The 17322-nt window shown below is 70.7% G+C and carries 15 protein-coding genes; 8 read left to right on the plus strand and 7 right to left on the minus strand.

The window, feature by feature from the left end:
- Positions 1-28 precede the first annotated feature (28 nt).
- Positions 29-1060 carry a M23 family metallopeptidase gene (locus AB0H78_RS03425; protein ID WP_363232524.1) on the plus strand — a complete coding sequence of 344 codons (1032 nt, stop codon included), beginning with the start codon at positions 29-31 and terminating at the stop codon, positions 1058-1060.
- 12 nt (positions 1061-1072) lie between these two features.
- On the opposite strand, the gene AB0H78_RS03430 is transcribed toward AB0H78_RS03425, so the two are convergent.
- A complete protein-coding gene (locus tag AB0H78_RS03430; RefSeq protein ID WP_363232525.1) occupies positions 1073-1942 on the minus strand; it encodes a Cof-type HAD-IIB family hydrolase in 870 nt (289 codons plus the stop codon).
- 243 nt (positions 1943-2185) lie between these two features.
- Between AB0H78_RS03430 and AB0H78_RS03435 the strand changes: the two genes are divergently transcribed.
- Genes AB0H78_RS03435 through AB0H78_RS03445 form a run of 3 tightly spaced genes read left to right on the plus strand, consistent with a single transcriptional unit; the run spans position 2186 to position 7898 of the window.
- Positions 2186-4069 (plus strand): HSP90 family protein, encoded by a 1884-nt coding sequence (locus AB0H78_RS03435; protein WP_363232704.1) that lies wholly within the window; start codon positions 2186-2188, stop codon positions 4067-4069.
- Positions 4066-6942 carry a tetratricopeptide repeat protein gene (locus AB0H78_RS03440; protein WP_363232526.1) on the plus strand — a complete coding sequence of 959 codons (2877 nt, stop codon included), beginning with the start codon at positions 4066-4068 and terminating at the stop codon, positions 6940-6942. The genes AB0H78_RS03435 and AB0H78_RS03440 overlap by 4 nt, the downstream gene beginning before the upstream one ends.
- Positions 6943-6998: 56 nt before the next feature.
- The gene (locus tag AB0H78_RS03445; RefSeq protein ID WP_363232527.1) at positions 6999-7898 is read left to right on the plus strand and encodes an LLM class flavin-dependent oxidoreductase; all 900 of its coding nucleotides are present in this window, start codon (positions 6999-7001) and stop codon (positions 7896-7898) included.
- On the opposite strand, the gene AB0H78_RS03450 is transcribed toward AB0H78_RS03445, so the two are convergent.
- From AB0H78_RS03450 to AB0H78_RS03475, 6 genes are all read right to left on the minus strand, one after another.
- Positions 7895-8353 carry a hypothetical protein gene (locus tag AB0H78_RS03450; RefSeq protein ID WP_363232528.1) on the minus strand — a complete coding sequence of 153 codons (459 nt, stop codon included), beginning with the start codon at positions 8351-8353 and terminating at the stop codon, positions 7895-7897. The two genes, AB0H78_RS03445 and AB0H78_RS03450, sit on opposite strands and share 4 nt — an antisense overlap.
- Before the next feature lie 13 nt (positions 8354-8366).
- On the minus strand, positions 8367-8909 hold the full coding sequence (locus tag AB0H78_RS03455; protein WP_363232529.1) for an RNA 2'-phosphotransferase: 543 nt from the start codon (positions 8907-8909) through the stop codon (positions 8367-8369).
- A gap of 135 nt (positions 8910-9044) precedes the next feature.
- Positions 9045-9953 (minus strand): MerR family transcriptional regulator, encoded by a 909-nt coding sequence (locus tag AB0H78_RS03460; RefSeq protein ID WP_363232530.1) that lies wholly within the window; start codon positions 9951-9953, stop codon positions 9045-9047.
- Between the two features lie 23 nt (positions 9954-9976).
- Positions 9977-10909, minus strand: coding sequence for a metal-dependent hydrolase (locus AB0H78_RS03465; protein ID WP_363232531.1), 933 nt, complete (start codon positions 10907-10909; stop codon positions 9977-9979).
- A complete protein-coding gene (locus AB0H78_RS03470; protein WP_363232532.1) occupies positions 10906-12672 on the minus strand; it encodes an SDR family oxidoreductase in 1767 nt (588 codons plus the stop codon). Before AB0H78_RS03470 ends, AB0H78_RS03465 begins: the two co-directional genes overlap by 4 nt.
- Positions 12669-13517: a M24 family metallopeptidase gene (locus AB0H78_RS03475; protein ID WP_363232705.1), complete on the minus strand. Its 849-nt coding sequence runs from the start codon at positions 13515-13517 to the stop codon at positions 12669-12671. The genes AB0H78_RS03470 and AB0H78_RS03475 overlap by 4 nt, the downstream gene beginning before the upstream one ends.
- 249 nt (positions 13518-13766) lie before the next feature.
- Between AB0H78_RS03475 and AB0H78_RS03480 the strand changes: the two genes are divergently transcribed.
- From AB0H78_RS03480 to AB0H78_RS03495, 4 genes are read left to right on the plus strand one after another with little or no spacing between them, the layout of a single operon-like run.
- Positions 13767-14732 (plus strand): ABC transporter ATP-binding protein, encoded by a 966-nt coding sequence (locus AB0H78_RS03480; RefSeq protein WP_363232706.1) that lies wholly within the window; start codon positions 13767-13769, stop codon positions 14730-14732.
- Positions 14729-15631 (plus strand): ABC transporter permease subunit, encoded by a 903-nt coding sequence (locus AB0H78_RS03485; protein ID WP_363232533.1) that lies wholly within the window; start codon positions 14729-14731, stop codon positions 15629-15631. Before AB0H78_RS03480 ends, AB0H78_RS03485 begins: the two co-directional genes overlap by 4 nt.
- Positions 15628-16539 (plus strand): ABC transporter ATP-binding protein, encoded by a 912-nt coding sequence (locus AB0H78_RS03490; protein WP_363232534.1) that lies wholly within the window; start codon positions 15628-15630, stop codon positions 16537-16539. Before AB0H78_RS03485 ends, AB0H78_RS03490 begins: the two co-directional genes overlap by 4 nt.
- Before the next feature lie 20 nt (positions 16540-16559).
- Positions 16560-17279, plus strand: coding sequence for an ABC transporter permease subunit (locus tag AB0H78_RS03495; protein ID WP_363232535.1), 720 nt, complete (start codon positions 16560-16562; stop codon positions 17277-17279).
- Positions 17280-17322 lie beyond the last annotated feature (43 nt).

The following is a 17322-nucleotide window of genomic DNA, read 5'->3' on the forward strand; positions in this document are numbered from 1 at the left end:
TGTCCTGCGGCGGGGTCACGATCCGTGGATGCGCTACCGACTTCCCCGCAGGCTGCTGGTCGCGGTGCTGTGCCTGCTGCCGGCCCTGCCCGTCTCCGCCGCTTCGGCTTCGGACGGGCCCCGTACCGGGGCCGAGGTGGCGCGGCTCTACGACCAGGCGGCGACGGCCACGGCTTCGTACGAACGCGGCAGGCACGCTGCCGACGCGGAGCGTTCCAGGGCCCGCACCATGGAGCGGCTGCTGGCGGGCAAGCGGCGTGAACTCGCGGTGTTCCACGACCAGATGGGGCTCGTCGCGCGGGCCGAGTACCGCAGCGGGTCGGGCGCGATCGCGTATCCCGTGCAGCTTCTGATGGCCGACAGCCCCGAGGACATGCTGCGCGGCATGGAGCTCGCCGAGCAGGCCGATGCGGCGTTCTCGCGGATGATGGAGCGGGCGCAGCTGGCGGAGAGCAGCTACGCGGAGGCCGAGGGGGCGGCGCGGGCGGCGTGGCGGAAGCTCGCCGTACGGCAGAAGCGGCTCGCGGAGATCAAGCAGTCCGTCGAGGCGAAGCTGCAGGACGCGCGGCAGCGGCTGCAGTCGGAGGCCGCGCGGAGTGTGGCGGCCGGGCGGTGCGCGGGGCCGGTCCGGATGGACACCGGGGGATCCGCGCGGCCCTGGGTGACGCCCGTCGTCTCGTACGGCCTGTCGGCGGGCTTCGACAGTGCGGGATCGCACTGGGCGCACCGGCACACCGGGCAGGACTTCGCCGTGGATCTGGGCACTCCGGTACGGGCGGCCGGTGCGGGGCGGGTGGCGTCGGTGAGCTGCGGGGGCGGCTTCGGGATCGAGGTGGTGATCCAGCATCCGGGCGGGTACTTCACGCAGTACGCGCATCTGTCGGCGGCCGCCGTCGACCAGGGCGAGAAGGTCAGGTCGGGGCAGTGGATCGGGCAGGCCGGATCGACGGGCAACTCCACCGGGCCGCACCTGCACTTCGAGGTGCGGCTCACTCCGTACCTGGGGTCGGGGATCGACCCCGTGCCGTGGCTGCGGGAGCACGGGGTCAGGCTGCGGTAGGGGCCTCGGGGCCTAAAGGCCGTGCAGGATCTGCTCGATGACGACCGCGACGCCGTCCTCGTTGTTGGCCACGGTGCGTCCCGAGGCCGCGGCCACGACGTCCGGGTGGGCGTTGCCCATGGCGTACGAGGTGCCTGCCCAGGTCAGCATCTCGATGTCGTTGGGCATGTCCCCGAAGGCGACGACCTCGGCGGGCGCGATGCCGCGCTCGGCGCAGCACAGCTCCAGCGTCGAGGCCTTGGAGACGCCGGGGCCGCTGATCTCCAGGAGGGCGGTCGGTGAGGAGCGGGTGATCGAGGCTCGCTCGCCGACCGCGCTGCGGGCCAGGGCCAGGAAGGCGTCGGGGGACAGCTCGGGGTGGTGGGCGAGGATCTTCAGTACGGGCTGATCGGCGACGTCCGCGTTCTCTGCGAGCAGCTTCTCGACGGGGGCGATGCCCGCTGCGGGGTCCAGGTGCATGGGCGGATAGGCCAGCTCGTGGTGGATACCGCCGGTCCGCTCCACGGCGAAGGAGGTGTCGGGGGCCGCCGCGCGCAGGATGTCGACGACAATGATGGCGGTGGTCCGCTCCAGCGGCCTGACTTCGACGAAGCGGTGCTCTCCCGGGCCCCCGTGCAGATCCACGACGGCGGCGCCGTTTCCGCAGATCGCCAGGCCGTGGCCGTGGACGTGCTCGCTGACGACGTCCATCCAGCGGGCCGGTCTGCCGGTGACGAAGAAGACCTCGATCCCGGCTCTCTCGGCCGCGGCGAGCGCGGCGATCGTACGGTCCGAGACCGACTTGTCGTCGCGCAGCAGGGTGCCGTCCAGATCGGTGGCGATCAGCCGAGGCTGGACGGGAGCGGCAGGGGTGGCGGGGGCAGGGCCGGTAGCTGAGGTCACAGATCCATTCTCCCGCACAAAGCGCACGGGCGTGCGAGGTGGCGCACATATGAGTGGGGCCGGGGCGGACTTGGCCGAAGATCGTCACTCGGAATCTCCGTGGGCATTGTCAGTGCCCGGTCCTACGATGGCTTCCAACTACCGCGTCCTGACTGCCTCGTGAGGCTCCAGGGCCGGGCCCGTCGCGATGCGTGAGGGGGGACCCCGCGATCGCCCGACCCCGCGCATGAGCACGCGAGGTGACTGCCTGTGAATTCTTCCCGTACGCCCGAAACAACCGATGCCACGGCCTCTGCCGCCAACACCTTCCAAGTGGATCTCCGGGGCCTCGTCGATCTGCTGTCGCACCACCTCTACTCCAGCCCGCGCGTCTACGTCCGCGAGCTGCTGCAGAACGCCGTGGACGCCTCCACCGCGCGGCTCGCCCAGGACGAGCGGGCCCCCGTCCGTATCCGGCTCTCGGTGACGGCCGCCGGCGTGGTGACCATCGAGGACTCCGGCATCGGCCTCACCTCCGAAGAGGTGCACACGCTGCTCGCCACCATCGGCCGCTCCTCCAAGCGGGACGGTCTGGAGAGCGCCAGACAGGAGTTCCTCGGGCAGTTCGGCATCGGACTGCTGGCCTGTTTCGTGGTGGCGCGGCAGATCCGGGTCGTCTCGCGCTCGGCCCGTACGCCCGAGCTGCCGCCCGTCGAATGGCTGGCCACCGACGACGGTTCGTACACCGTGCGCACCCTTCCCGACGAGGCCAGGACCGAGCCGGGCACCACCGTCTATCTGGAGGCGCGGCCCGGCGCCGAGGAGTGGACGGATCCCCGGCGTGTCGAGGAACTCGCGCGGGACTTCGGTTCGTTGCTTCCGTACGAGGTGACCTTCACCGGACCGGACGGCGTGACCCGCCCCGTCACCGACCGGCCCGCCGTGTGGGACCGCCCGTACCCGACACCGGTCGCCCGCCGGGTCGCCCTCGCCGGGCACTGCGCCAAGGTCTTCGGCTTCACACCGCTGGACACCGTCGACCTGGACCTGCCGGTCGCCGGCGTGCGCGGTGTCGCCTACGTCCTGCCTGCCGCCACCAGCCCCGCCCACCACGCCAGTCACCGGGTCTATCTGAAGGGGATGCTGCTCACCGACCGGGCCGACAACCTGCTGCCCGACTGGGCGTTCTTCGTCCGCGTCGTCCTGGACACCGACACCCTGCGCCCCACCGCGTCCCGCGAGAACCTCTACGACGACGACACCCTCGCCGCCGTCCGCGAGGCGCTCGGCGGGCGCATCAGGGAGTGGCTCGCACAGCTCGCCGCGGGGGATCCGGAGCGGCTCGCCTCCTTCCTGGCCGTGCACCACCTGGGGGTGAAGTCCCTCGCCAGGTACGACAGCGATCTGCTGGAACTGATGCTGCCCTGGCTGCCGTTCGAGACCAGCGACGGGCGGGTGACGCTGGACGATTTCGTACGCGCCTACCCCGAGGTGCACTACACGCGCACGGTCGAGGAGTTCCGCCAGGTCGCCCCGATCGCCGCCGCGCACGGACTGGGCGTGATCAACGGCGGGTACACGTACGACGCCGAGCTCGTCGCGATGCTGCCGCAGATCAGGGACGGGGTCAGCGTCGCCGAGCTGGACGCGGGCGCCGTCACCGCCCACCTCGACCCGGTGGCCCCGCAGCAGGAGCTGGCGCTGGCCTCCTTCCTGGCCACCGCCCGCACCACGCTCGACCCGCTCGGCTGCGACGTCGCGCTGCGCGCCTTCCAGCCGGTCACGGTCCCCGCGCTCTTCCTCGACGACCGCCAGGCCCGCCACGAGCGCGACCGCGCGGCCGTGGAGGCCGACGCCGACGCGCTGTGGACCGACATCCTCGGCGCGCTGCGCGGCTCGGCGCCCCGGGCCAGGCTCGTCCTCAACCACAACAACCCGCTGGTGCGCCGCATCGCCGCCATCCCGGACGCCGAACTGGCAGGCACCGCCGTCGAATCGCTGTACGGGCAGGCGCTGCTGATGGCCCAGCGGCCGCTGCGGCCCGCCGACTCCGCCCTGCTCAACCGGTCCTTCCTCGGACTCCTGGAGTGGGCGACCCATCCCCTCGACCGCCCGGCCACCGACGCCGCCCAGGAGGACCCGAGTTGAGCACTCCGACCCCCGCCGAGGTACGCCAGGCGATATGGGAGAACCACAGCGCTCCGGGCGGTCTGCTCCGCAACGCCCGCGCGGAGGAGCTCGTCGCGGCAGCCGAGCAGACCGGCGACGGCGAACTGACGCACCTGGCCCTCTTCGCCCTCATCGATGCCTACGAGTACAGCACCGAGAGCGGCAAGATGATGGTGCCCTTCGCCCGGCTGCTCCAGGAGTGGGACCGCGATCCGTCCGGCTTCGACGAGCAGGACGTCCACAGCCTGCACTGGCGCTTCAAGTGGGTCAGTACGGGAATGCTCGACCTCCCCGAGATCCCCCTGGCCTCCATCGAGAAGTGGCGCGAGGAGATGCGCCGCCGCTACCGCCTCGCCGGATACACCGAGCGGGCCGTGCACCAGTCGGAGTTCTATCTGGCGGTCGAGACCGGCGACACCGGGCGCGCGGACGCGGCTTTCACCGCGTGGTGCGCCACCGACCGCGACCGGATGAGCGACTGCCACGCCTGCGAACTGGGCTCGCAGGGCTGGTACTGGACGCGCAAGCAGAACCACCAGAAGGCCATCGAGGTCTGGAAGCCGGTCCTGGACGGGCAGCTGACCTGCAAGGAGGAGCCGCACCGGGTCCTCGCCAAGTCGCTCCTGTCCCTGGTCGAGCTCGGGCGGACCGACGAGGCGCGCGCCCACCATCTGCGCGGCTACCGCATGGCGCGCGGCAACGAAAGCCTGCTCAACAGCATCGGGCTGCACATCGAGTTCTGCGCGCTCACCGGCAACGAGGCACGGGGTCTTGAGATCCTCGCCGAGCACGCCGCACATCTGGGGCCGATCGGCGACCAGGACTCCCAGCTGAGCCTGGCGGGCGGTGTGCTGGTGCTGCTCGGGCGGCTCGTCGCACTCGGTCACGGGGAGCGGCCGGCCGTCCCGTACGAGGGAACCCGGCGCAGCGTCCGGGAGTTGTACGAGCAGCTGTACGCGGACGCCACCGCGATCGCGCTCCGCTTCGACGCGCGCAACGGCAACGCCTTCAGGTCCGGGCTGCTCGCGGAGCGGCTCGCCCGGCAGCCGCTGCTCGACGCGCTGCCGCTGGGGGTGCGCGCCGCAGTCCTGGACACCGGCGTGCCCGTGTCCGTACCCGTGGCGAAGCCGCAAGCGGTGCACCCGGTCACGGACGTACGCGAACTGGCCCAGGAGGCAAGGCGGTTGCGTGACGCCGGGCATCCCGGGGCGGACGCGGCGTGGGACCGGGTCGGGGAGGTGCTGAGGGAGCGCGGGGAGAGCGCCGATGCGCTGCTCGCCGCCGAGCTGCTCGAACATCGGGCGATGCGGGAGCCGGGGCGTGCACTCTTCGAGGAGACGGTCGCCGCGTTCCGGGCGGCCGGAGAGCCCGGGCGGGCGGCGCTGAACGAGCTCCGGGTGGCCATGGCCGCGCTCCAGGAAGGCGCGGACCCGGCGGCGGTGCGGCGGCTGACCGAGGCCGCGGCGGCTTCCGCCGAGTCGCTCGATGCGGGTGATCCGCTGCGCGTGCGCAGGCTGGCGACGGTCGAGCTGACCCGGATCAAGCTGGAGGCCTTTGCCGCGCGGGAGGACGAGGAGGCGGACTTCGGTCCTGCCGTGGCGGCGTTCATCGCCGCATATCCCGGGGACGACCCGGACATCGCTGATCTGCTCGCCGAGGCGGAGACCATGCTGGCGCAGGGCGCCTGGGCCGGCAGGGACTGGCCGCGTGCCGAAGCCCTGCTGGCCTCGGCCGCCGGCCGGTCCGTCGCGGCGGGCCGCCCCTGGGAGGCCGTAGAACCGCTGTCGCGGCTGGGGTCGCTGCAGCAGATGCTGGGCCGCGCGGAAGAGGCCGAGGCCACGGTGCGTACGGCTCTGGAGCACAGCGCCGAGCTCACCGACCCCGCGGAGATCGCCACTGTACGGCTCGCTCTGGCCGAGGCGCTCTACCGGCAGGACGGCAAGGACGAGGAGGCCGCCGGCTATGCGCTGGAGGCGGCGCACTGGTTCGACGCGGCCGGTGAGACGGCGGGAGCCGGGGCCTACGCCCGGCTGATCCTGGCCCAGGCGTACGGGGAGCTCGGCCGGGCGGCGGAGTCCGCCGAGGTGCTGGAGTCCGCGCTGCCCGACCTCCTGCAGCAGGGCGAGGAGCACGCCGTCAGGGCCCGCGAGACCCTCGGCAACCAGCTGCGCACGCTCGGCGATCCGCGCGGCGCGGCCGAGCAGTTCCTGCTCGCCGCCGAGGCGGCCAGAGGCTGGGAGTACCAGGCACCGCAGGCACGCCTGGCGACGCTGGCCGCCGAATGCCTTGCGGCACAGGGCATGGAGGAGCAGGCCCTGCCGGCGTACGAACGGGCCGTGGAGCTGTGGCGGGCGGCCGGGGAGCCGGTGCAACTGGCGCGTGCGCTGCGGTCGTTGGCCTGGCTGAAGGTGAGCGACGACTTCTCCGCCGCCGAGGCCGTCTCCGCCGCCGCAGAGCTGATGGGACAGGCGCTGGACGCCGTGGCCGGGGAGGGCCCGGAGCTGCTGCTCGAGCGGGGGCGCACCTGGTCCCAGCTCGCGGAGGTGCTGAGCGGACAGATCGACAGCGAGGACCCGGACGACGAGACCTGGGAGGACGACGAGGAGATACGCGAGGAGGTCCTGGAGCTCTGGGAGAAGGCCGCCGGAGCCTTCGGCGAACTCGGTCCCGAGCTGCTCGCCGACCGTGCCCAGTGTGTGCTGAGGATGGCCTGGCTGGACAGACGGCGAGGCAGCGGAAAGGCCGGAGCCGAGCGGCTGCGGGGCTTCGCCGACGAGGTGCGGTCGATGGACACCACGGAGGCGCGCGAGCTGCTGCCGCAACTGGAGAACAACCTGAAGCACCTGGGCTGACCTGCGGTGATTCCCTGCGGTGCTCAGGTGTCAGTGGGCCGACGTAGAGTCGGAACATGCGTCTGAGCACCGTGATCCTCCCCGTCCGCCGCTGGTCGGAAGGCGGCCGCGACCAGTGGCTGCGCGCCGAGAGCCTCGGCTTCCACACCGCGTACACCTACGACCACCTGTCGTGGCGCTCGTTCCGCGAGAAGACGTGGTTCGGGGCCGTCCCGACGCTGACGGCCGCGGCGGCCGTGACCTCGCGGCTGCGCCTGGGCACCCTGGTCACCTCGCCGAACTTCCGGCATCCGGTGACCCTGGCCAAGGAACTGATCACCCTGGACGACGTCTCCGGTGGCCGCGTCACGCTCGGTATCGGGGCGGGGGGCAACGGCTTCGATGCGACGACGCTGGGCCAGGAGCCGTGGACCCCGCGCGAGCGGGCGGACCACTTCGGGGAGTTCGTTCCCCTGCTCGACCGGCTGCTGAGCGAGGACTCGGTGTCGTACGACGGCACGCACTATTCGGCGGTCGAGGCCCGGAACATCCCCGGCTGCGTACAGCGGCCCAGGCTGCCCTTCGCCGTCGCCGCCACCGGTCCGCGCGGACTGAAGCTCGCGGCCCGGCACGGCCAGGCCTGGGTGACGACCGGTGACCCGAAGCTCTTCGAGGCCGGGACGCCCGAGCAGTCCCTCGAGGCGATCGCCGGACAGATCGGCAAGCTGGGCGCCGCCTGCGAGGAGATCGGGCGGGACGTCGAGGAGCTGGACAAGATCCTGCTGACCGGATTCACCCCCGACCGCGGCCGTCCGCTGGAATCCCTCGACGCCTTCGTGGACTTCGCGGGCCGGCACTTCGTGCTCGGCATCACGGAGATCGTCGTCCACGCGCCGATCGCCGACTCCGACTTCGCGGCGGACGAGAAGGTCTTCGAGCAGATCGCGACGGAGGGCCTGGCCCAACTGGCGGGTTAGGGCCGGATCCTGCCGGTCAGCCAGGGGGTGAGGGTCGTGCCGCGCAGGACCAGTTCTTTGTACGTCTCGTCGCCGGGCAGTGCCACGATCAGCCAGTAGCCCGGCGGGAAGAGCCTGCCCTTGACGTGGGCGAGTCCGCCGTAGACCGAGCGGAGGAACGCGGGCACGGAGTCGCGGGGGACGTCGTGGAACTCGACCTCGTCGACGGTGATCTTCGCGTCGTCGTCCGGGTAGAGATGGACGGCCACGGCGGGCCTGCCGCCCAGTTCGATGTACGCCTCGTGCGGCAGCGAACCGTCCGGGTCGGTGGTGACGGCGACTCCGGCCGAGGTGCGCCGCGAGGTCTGGTCGGCGCCGATGTCGTGCGAGACATCGGCCTCCAGGTTGTACTCGCGTGCGATCTCACGGACCGCGGCGACGGCTGCCTCGGTGCTGACCAGCTTCGGATGTGCCATGCCGGGCATGGTGTCAGCCGGGAAAGCGCAGGTACAAGGGCGGCACGGCGTCGGCGAGCCAGACGCCGTTGGCGCTCACCCGGAAGACGTGGCCGTCGCGGTGCATGGCGCCGGCGTCGACGCTCAGGACGACGGGACGACCGCGCCGTGCGCCCACCCGGGTCGCCGTCTCGCGGTCGGGCGAGAGATGGACGTGGTGGCGGTTCATGGGGCGCAGCCCCTCGGTGCGGATCGCTTTCAGGGTGCGGGCGACCGTGCCGTGGTAGAGGTACGCGGGCGGCTCGGCCGGGGGCAGGCCGAGGTCGACCTCGACGGAGTGGCCCTGGCTGGCCCGGATCCGTACGCCGTCGATCGCGAACCGCTGTTTGTCGTTGGCGGCGACGACATGGTCGAGTTCCGCCCGGGTGAAGGGAAAGCCGTGTGCGGCAGCGGCCCGCATCAAGTCGTCGACGGCCACCCAGCCGTTGGTGTCGAGGGTGAGGCCGATGCGCTCGGGCTGATGCCGCAGATGCTTGGAGAGGTACTTCGACACCTTGACGGTGCGTCTTTCATCCATGGGGCCAGGGTGGCGGTGCGTGTGACGGAGCGCATCCGAATTACTTCTCTCCGCAGGTTTATCCACCATGATCCACAGATAACTCGGCTTATCCACAGGGGATTTGGCCCGAGCTGTGGATAAGTCGGCCCGTGTTCACGGCCTCCGGGGGTGCGTCAGTGCGTCCAACGTCCTTGCCTGGAGCTCCCGTTCGGTGGCCGCGGCGATGAAGAGCGCCGCATTGTCCCGGCCCACCAGGTCCTCGACGGCGCGCAGTGTCGTGGCGGGCACCGCGACGGGCTGGGGGTCGTCGTACGGCGCGGGCGGGCCTGCGGGGCCGAGGTGCTGCTGCAGATGCCGCGTCGCGAAGAGCCGCATCGCACGGGCCAGTTCGGCGTCCACACTCTGCTGGGCGAGCGGCCGCAGACGTCGTACGAGAGCGGCCGCCTCCGCGGCGTCCGTGTCCGTGGGCGGAGTGTGCCCGAGGTAGCGGGCGAAGACATGCTCCGTGGTGAACTCCAGGAACCGGGCCGCTATGTGCTCGACCTGCCCCCGAAGCTCCCTCAGATGCCCGGAGATCGCCTTCAGCGGCACCCCGGCCGCGTGCAGTTCCACCGCCACCGTCAGCTCCTGCGGACTGGGCACCAGGAACTCGTCGTCCCGGCCGGCGATGCGCTCCAGTACGCCCAGGGCGACCGCGTCCTCGACCGCCTCGTCGTCGGGCACGCCCCCGAACCGCTCGTCGAGCTCGGCCCGCGAGATCCGGGCCGCCTCCTCGTCCGTCCACGGGCCGTGGACCTCGGCGACCAGACCGAGCACCCCGCCCAGACCGCGCCCGGCGTCCCAGGCCTCGAGCAGCTCCTTGATGGAGGCCAGGGTGTAACCGCGGTCGAGCAGGTCGGCGATCTGACGCAGCCGGGCCAGATGGCTGTCCCCGTACACATTGGCCCGCCCGCGCCGCTCGGGCGTGGGGAGCAGCCCGCGGTCCTGGTAGGCCCGGATCGTACGGACCGTGGCACCGCTGTGGTGGGCCAGATCCTCGATCCGGTACTCCGCTTCGGACACGCTCTCCCCCTAGTCGTCCTGCTCTACGAAAGGGCCGCACGCCCGATTGCTCCCGCCGCCGACCGGGCCGCCGGCGAAGCCGCCAGATACTCGACCGCCTTGCGCAGCGAGCCCTCCTGCGAGGGATGGTACGACCGCCGGAAGTATCGCGGAATCGCCGCGCCCAGCTCACGCCAGCTGGGCAGCAGCCCCTTGGCGACCGCCTTGTTGTGCTCGCGCAGCGAGTAGCGCATGCCGCTCCCCGCCAGTTCCGGGTCGTGCCGGATCAGATACGAGGTCCCCCACGCCCAGAGCCAGAGCAGCACCGGGGCGACCACGACCATGCCCTCGATCCGCCGGGCGTACCGCGGCAGCCCCTCGCCCCCGCAGTGCTGGTACATGTCGAAGGCCACGGCCCGGTGCTCGACCTCCTCCGCGCCGTGCCAGCGCAGCAGATCCAGCATGACCTCGTCGCTGTCGGCGTGGTCCAGGGCCTCCGCGTGCAGCACCCAGTTGCCGAGGACCGCGGTGAACTGCTCGATCGCGGCGACCAGGGCCAGCCGGAAGCGGAGCCACTCCTGGGTGGGTATCGGAGCGCCGAACGGCGGCTGTTCGCCCAGCAGTTTCTCGAAGAGGAAGTCGACGTGCCGGGTGTACGCCTCGGTGTCGAGCCGCTGCGCCGCCAGGTGGTCGAGCACATGGGAGTGCTGCACGCTGTGCGTGGCCTCTTGCCCCATGAACCCCTTGACGTCCTTCAGCAGCTGAGGGTCGTCGACCAGCGGCAGGGCCTCCTTGAAGACCTTGACGAACCACCGCTCGCCCGCCGGGAGCAGCAGATGCAGCACATTGATGACATGGGTCGCCGTCGGCTCGCCGGGGATCCAGTGCAGTGGCGTCCGCTCCCAGTCGAAGGCGACCCGGCGCGGGACGATGGCGTAGTGAGAAGACTCGGTCTGCTCTCCTTGTTCGGTGCTCACAGCGGCGGCTCCAATCGGGCGATCGCGCGCAGGGTGCGGGGGGCGAACCGGGACATGAAGTGGGCGCCGCGCGCCTCGGGCGTCACCGGCACCACGGCCTGATTGCGCACCACTGCCCGCAGAATGGCCGAAGCGACCTTCTCCGGCGGGTAGTTGCGCAGTCCGTACAGCCGCGCCGACTTCTTCTGCCTGCGCTTCTCCTCGTCCGCCGAGACTCCGGCGAAGTGCGCGGTGGAGGTGATGTTGGTGTTCACGATGCCGGGGCAGATCGCGCTCACCCCGATGCCCTTGTCGGACAGCTCCGCGCGCAGGCACTCGCTGAGCATCAGCACGGCGGCCTTGGAGGTGGAGTAGGCGGGGAGTGCCTTGGAGGGCTGGAAGGCCGCGGCCGACGCGGTGTTGACGATGTGGCCGCCCTGACCGCGGTCCGCCATCTGCTTGCCGAAGATCCGGCAGCCGTGGATGACGCCCCACAGATTGACGTCCAGGACCTTCTTCCAGTCCTCGCTCGTGGTCTCGAAGAAGGATCCGGAGAGCCCTATGCCGGCGTTGTTCACCAGGACGTCCACGATGCCGTACTCACGGGCGACCTTCTCGGCGAGCTTCTCCATGGCGGCCTCGTCGCTGACGTCCACCGCCTCGCCCCAGGCCTCGGGGGAGCCGATCAGCCGCGCCATCTCCGCCGTACGGGAAGCGCCTTCCGCGTCCCGGTCGACGGCCACGACCCGTGCCCCGGCCTCGGCGAAGGCGAAGGCGGTGGCCCGTCCGATGCCGCTCGCGGCGCCGGTCACCAGGACCAGCTGTCCGCCGAAGCGATCCGCGTGCGGGCCGCTCGCCTTGGAGTCCTTCGCCGGGAGCCCTTCCTCGTGCGTGGTCACGAACTCTCCGATCCAGGCGGCCAGTTGATCGGGGCGGGTGCGCGGAACCCAGTGCTTGGCGGGCAGCGAGCGCCGCACCACTCCCGGCGCCCAGTGCTCCAGTTCGTCGTACAGCCGCTCCGAGAGGAAGATGTCCCCGGTCGGAGTGATCAGCTGTACCGGCGCATGCGCGTACGCGTCCGCGCGCGGCCTGCGCAGCCGGGCCCGTACGTTGTCGCGGTACAGCCACGCCCCGTGGGCCGCGTCCGAAGGCAGCGAGGGCGTCGGATAGTCGCCCGCGGGCACCTTCTCCAGGCGCTGCAGGATCTTCGGCCACCGCTTGCCGAGCGGTCCGCGCCAGGCGAGCTCGGGCAGCACCGGGGTGTGCAGCATGTACACGTACCAGGACTTGGCGCCCTGCCCCAGAAGCTGGCCGACCCTGCGGGGCGTGGGCCGCGCCATCCGCTTCTTGATCCAGTGGCCGAAGTGGTCGAGCGAAGGCCCCGACATGGACGTGAACGAAGCGATCCGTCCCTCCGTCCGCGGCACCGTCACGAACTCCCAGGACTGCACCGAACCCCAGTCGTGCCCGACCAGGTGCACCGGCTTGTCCGGGCTGACCGCGTCCGCGACCGCGAGGAAGTCGTCGGTCAGCTTCTCCAGGGTGAAGCCGCCCCGCAGCGGCGCGGGCGCCGTCGACCGGCCGTGCCCCCGGACGTCGTACAGCACCACATGCAATCCGTAGCGCTCGGCGAGCTGCGCCGCGACCTCGCTCCACACCTCTTTGGAGTCCGGATAGCCGTGCACCAGCAGCACGGTCGGCTGGGAGGCGTCGCCCAGTTCGGCGACGCACAGCTCGATTCCGCCCGTCCGTACCCAGCGCTCGCGCGCACCGTCGAGACTCACGCCGACTTCTCCTCTGCCCAGCGCCGCACATGCGGCAGATCGTCGTCCAGCCAGAACGCGCTCTGTTCGGGGTCCGTGGAGTCGGTGACCACGAGGATCTCCTCGAACTTCGCGCCCATACCCCGGAATCCGAGGTGCGGTTCGACCGCCCACAACCCCGGCTGGGGCGGGTGGTCGGAGAATTTGTAGGGGCTCCAGAGCGGAGACCAGCCGTCCCGGTGCCCGTGCAGCGCATCGCTCGCCAGGCCCTTCAGCGATTGCGTACCGAAGCCGAAGACGCGCGGTGCGAACTGCCGCTCCTTCACGCGGTCGACCTTGTGGGCGATGACGCCGAAGGGATAGGCCCGGTGCCGGTTCGCGTACCCCTGCCGGGTCATCAGCCGCTCGACGTCCTCGTAGATCTCCCGGAGCGACCGCCGCTCGCGCACCTCGCGCAGGATCAGCTCGCGGTGCGCCTCCAGATCGGCGAGAAGCTTGTCGTGCACGGGATTGAGTCCCAGGCAGCCCGAGTAGCCGATGTCCGCCGTGTAGCCCTTGTAGACCGGCGCCATGTCGAGGATGAACGGCATCCCCGCCTCCAGCCGCCGGTTCGTCGGGAAGAACTGCAGCGGCACCTTGAACCCGGCGAAGGCCGTCCGGTCCCCGAACCAGGCGAAGGGCAGATGGAACCAGTCCCGCACCCCCCGCTCGCGCAGCCACTCGCGCTGCATCCGCGCCGCCTCGCGCTCGGTCACGCCCGGCTTGAGCTGCGCGGCGACCGCCTCGGCGCATTCGTATGCGAGGGTCTGCACCGTTCTGAACCCCCGCAGTTCCGCCGGGAGTTCGCTCTTCACCATGGAGACCATGGAGCTGGAACCTGCTGAGGTCATGCCACCCGCCCTGTGTCGCGGTACGCGCTCGTAACTTGACACTGATGAATGTGACAATGCCCGGCGGCTGCGTCAAGGGGTGTGCACCAGCCTGTGGATAACTCTCGGGCGTACGTCTCGGGTCGAAGGCCCCCTACGGGTCCGTACATCTGGAGACGGACACGCATCCAGCCGCCTGGGCTGACGTCCGATGTGGTCTGCGCCACTACCTTCGAATACGTGACTGTGATCGTGACCGAAAGCCTCAGCAAGCGGTTCCCCCGGGTGACCGCGCTTGACCGGCTCTCCCTGGACATCGGGCCCGGCGTGACCGGCCTGGTGGGTGCCAACGGAGCCGGCAAGTCCACCATGATCAAGATCCTGCTCGGACTGTCCCCCGCCACGGAAGGCCGCGCCGAAGTGCTCGGCATGGACGTCGCCACCAGCGGCGCCGCGATCCGTGAGCGCGTCGGGTACATGCCCGAGCACGACTGCCTGCCGCCCGACGTCTCGGCCACCGAGTTCGTCGTCCACATGGCGCGCATGTCCGGACTCCCGCCGAGCGCGGCGCGCGAACGCACCGCGGACACGCTGCGCCATGTCGGCCTGTACGAGGAGAGGTACCGCCCCATCGGCGGCTACTCGACGGGCATGAAGCAGCGCGTGAAGCTGGCCCAGGCCCTCGTCCACGACCCGCAGCTGGTCCTCCTCGACGAGCCGACCAACGGCCTCGACCCGGTCGGCCGCGACGAGATGCTGGGCCTGATCCGCCGTATCCACACAGACTTCGGCATCTCGGTCCTGGTCACCTCCCACCTCCTGGGCGAACTGGAACGCACCTGCGACCACGTCGTCGTCATCGACGGCGGCAAGCTCCTGCGCTCCAGCTCCACCAGCGACTTCACCCAGACCACGGCGACGCTCGCCGTCGAGGTCACCGACTCCGACACGCACCCCGACGGTGCACAGGCCCTGCGCGAGAAGCTCGCCGCGGCCGGGGTCACCCTCCACGAGGGCCTGGAGAACGGCCTCCCGGGCGCCGGACACATCCTCCTGGTCGAGGCCGCGGGCGAGGAGACGTACGACCTGGTGCGCGACACCGTCGCGGACCTCGGTCTCGGTCTCGTACGCATGGAACAGCGCCGCCACCACATCGCCGAGGTCTTCCGCTCCGAGGCGCAGGACCAGAAGCAGGAGGCGAAGGCACTGTGAGCACGCCCACCCAGCCGACCCAGCCCGCCCAGACCCAGATCCACAACATCGGCTACCGCAACTACGAAGGCGAACGCCTGGGCCGCGCCTACGCCCGCCGCTCGCTCTTCTCGCAGTCGCTGCGCGGCTCCTACGGACTCGGCCGCTCGGCCAAGTCCAAGGTCCTGCCGATGATCCTCTTCGCGGTGATGTGTGTGCCCGCGGCGATCATCGTGGCGGTCGCGGTGGCCACCAAGGCCAGTGAACTGCCCCTCGACTACACCCGGTACGCGATCTTCACCCAGGCCGTCATCGGCCTCTACCTCGCGGCCCAGGCCCCCCAGGCGGTCTCCCGCGACCTGCGCTTCAAGTCGATCCCCCTGTACTTTTCGCGCCCCATCGAGCGCGCCGACTACGTCCTCGCCAAGTACGCGGCGATGGCCTCGGCCCTCTTCATCCTCACCGCCGTACCCCTGCTGATCCTCTACGTGGGGTCCCTCCTCGCGAAGCTCGACTTCGCGGATCAGACCAAGGGCCTCGCACAAGGACTCGTCTCCGTGGCACTGCTCTCCCTGCTCTTCGCCGGCCTCGGCCTGGTGATGGCAGCGCTCACCCCGCGCCGCGGCTTCGGTGTCGCCGCCGTCATCGCGCTGATGACCATCACCTACGGTGCCGTCTCCACGGTCCAGGCCATCGCCTTCGACCAGGGCTCGCCGGGCGCGGTGAAGTGGCTCGGCCTCTTCTCGCCGATCACGCTCATCGACGGCGTACAGACCGCGTTCCTCGGGGCGAGCTCCTCCTACCCGGGCGGGACGGGCCCGGGCGCAGGCCCCGGCGTGGTCTACGTCCTCGTCGTACTAGGCCTCATCTACGGCTCGTACGCCGTCCTGATGCGCCGCTACCGGAAGGTCGGACTGTGACCACGATCAACATCGACCACACCTCCCGCTGGTTCGGCAATGTGGTCGCCGTCAACGACATCACCATGACGGTGGGCCCCGGCGTCACCGGGCTCCTCGGCCCCAACGGCGCGGGAAAATCCACCCTCATCAACATGATGGCGGGCTTCCTCGCCCCCTCGACCGGCACGGTCACCCTCGACGGCGACACGATCTGGCGCAACGAGACGATCTACCGCAAGCTCGGCATCGTCCCCGAGCGCGAGGGCATGTACGACTTCCTCACGGGCCGCGAATTCGTCGTCGCCAACGCGGAGTTGCACGGCCTGGACGAGCGCGCGGCGCAGCGCGCCCTGGCGACGGTCGAGATGGAGTACGCCCAGGACCGCAAGATCGCCACGTACTCCAAGGGCATGCGCCAGCGCGTGAAGATGGCCTCCGCCCTCGTCCACGACCCGTCCGTACTGCTCCTCGACGAGCCCTTCAACGGCATGGACCCGCGTCAGCGCATGCAGCTGATGGACCTGCTGAGCTCGATGGGCGCGGAGGGCCGCACGGTCCTCTTCTCCTCGCACATCCTCGAAGAGGTCGAGCAACTCGCCTCGCACATCGAGGTGATCGTGGCCGGACGGCACGCGGCCTCCGGCGACTTCCGCAAGATCCGCCGCCTCATGACGGACCGACCGCACCGCTACCTGGTCCGCTCCAGCGACGACCGCGCACTCGCGGCAGCGCTCATCGCGGACCCGTCCACCGCGGGCATCGAGGTCGACCTCGCAGAGGGCGCCCTGCGTATCCAGGCCGTCGACTTCGGCCGCTTCACCGCACTCCTCCCCCAAGTCGCCCGCGCCAAAGACATCCGCCTCCTCACGGTCTCGCCCTCGGACGAATCCCTCGAGTCGGTCTTCTCCTACCTAGTAACGGCCTGAAAGGAGCGGTGAGTTCCCCTATGTACAACCCCACTGTCGCCCGCCTCACCTACCGGGCCCTGCTCGGCCGGCGCCGCGCCGCGATCCTCTTCATCCTCCCGGCGCTGCTCATCGTCATCGCCGCGGCGGTACGCGCCTTCAGCGGCGCCGACGACCAGGTCGCCACCGATGTGCTCGGCGGATTCGCCATGGCCACGATGGTCCCGCTGATCGGCGTCATCGCCGGTACGGGAGCGATCGGCCCCGAAATCGACGACGGCTCGATCGTCTACCTCCTCGCCAAGCCGGTGAAGCGCCCCACGATCATCATCACCAAGCTCTTCGTGGCGGTCGGCGTGACGATGGCCTTCTCCGCCATCCCGACCTTCATCGCCGGCATGATCCTCAACGGCAACGGCCAGCAGATCGCGGTGGCCTACACGGTCGCGGCCCTGGTCGCCTCGATCGCGTACGCGGCGATCTTCCTCCTCCTGGGCACCATCACCCGGCACGCGGTGGTCGCGGGCCTGGTCTACGCCCTGGTCTGGGAGACCGTCTTCGGCAATCTGGTCGCGGGCGCGCGCACGCTCAGCGTCCAGCAGTGGTCGCTCTCCCTGGCCGAGAAGATCGCCACCCCGGGCGCGATCAGCTCGGACGTCGGACTCCCGCTGGGCATCGTCCTGTTGGCGGGCGTCACGGCTGCCGCGACCTGGTACGCGGGCCAGAAGCTGAGGACGCTGAAGCTGGCGGGCGAGGAGTAAACAGCGGACACCCCGTGGGGACGGAGGCCGCCCGGCCTGCGCC

The sequence above is a fragment of the Streptomyces sp. NPDC050738 genome (genome assembly GCF_040654175.1).
In the GTDB taxonomy this organism is placed as follows: domain Bacteria; phylum Actinomycetota; class Actinomycetes; order Streptomycetales; family Streptomycetaceae; genus Streptomyces.

Coding starts and splice junctions, on each gene's coding strand:
- AB0H78_RS03450 (WP_363232528.1), bottom strand. CDS start 8,353: ATGGCACATCCGAAGCTGGTCAGCACCGAGGCAGCCGTCGCCGCGGTC.
- AB0H78_RS03445 (WP_363232527.1), top strand. CDS start 6,999: ATGCGTCTGAGCACCGTGATCCTCCCCGTCCGCCGCTGGTCGGAAGGC.
- AB0H78_RS03495 (WP_363232535.1), top strand. CDS start 16,560: ATGTACAACCCCACTGTCGCCCGCCTCACCTACCGGGCCCTGCTCGGC.
- AB0H78_RS03425 (WP_363232524.1), top strand. CDS start 29: ATGCGCTACCGACTTCCCCGCAGGCTGCTGGTCGCGGTGCTGTGCCTG.
- AB0H78_RS03475 (WP_363232705.1), bottom strand. CDS start 13,517: ATGGTCTCCATGGTGAAGAGCGAACTCCCGGCGGAACTGCGGGGGTTC.
- AB0H78_RS03455 (WP_363232529.1), bottom strand. CDS start 8,909: ATGGATGAAAGACGCACCGTCAAGGTGTCGAAGTACCTCTCCAAGCAT.